At 49.8% G+C, this 612-nt stretch carries 1 protein-coding gene; it reads left to right on the top strand.

What is annotated here, in order from left to right; translation table 11 throughout:
* Window positions 1–26 precede the first annotated feature (26 nt).
* Window positions 27–612, top strand: a 586-nt coding sequence (locus VU18_RS16465) for a phage major capsid protein (RefSeq protein WP_236687450.1), incomplete at its 3' end; no start/stop codon positions are given.

Genomic DNA, 612 nt, shown 5'->3' with positions numbered 1-612 from the left:
AAAAAAAAATCGAAGTGCAGCGGCAATTGGAGGAAGAAGAACGCGGCGGGCTAGGCCTGGGCGGTGCGTATTCAGCCAGCAACGAAACACGCGCTGTCACGAAGGAAGATGCCGAATTGGAACAGGAGTATCGACAAATCTTCATGAAGGCGATTCGCCGGCGCCCGGTTTCTTCGGATGAGCGAAGCATTATTGTGGAGTATGAAAAACGCGCCGTCATGAATGAAGGCGGGACCAATCCGGCTATCCCTGACGGAGATTCGTCCTTGATCGTTCCAAAAGACATTCAGACGCGCATTAACGAAGTGATGAGAGCGCAAAACGACCTGTCTCAATATGTGCGCGTCGAGGAAGTGACCACCTTATCGGGCTCGCGTGTGCTGGAGAAAGACGAAACGATGACACCGTTTGCGTTGATTGATGAATACGGCGTGCTTCCGGAAACGAATAATCCCAAATTCGTGGCTGTCTCGTACTCCGTGAAAAAACGTGGCGGCATTTTGCCTATTACTAACGAGCTTTTGGCTGACAGCGATCAGAATATTATTAATTACATCACGCGCTGGATTGGTAAAAAGGCCGTGGTTACACGCAATAAGTTGATTACGGATC

It is taken from the genome of Geobacillus sp. ZGt-1, from assembly GCF_001026865.1.
Classification (GTDB): domain Bacteria; phylum Bacillota; class Bacilli; order Bacillales; family Anoxybacillaceae; genus Geobacillus; species Geobacillus thermoleovorans.
This window is presented reverse-complemented; position numbering and strand designations above follow the sequence as displayed.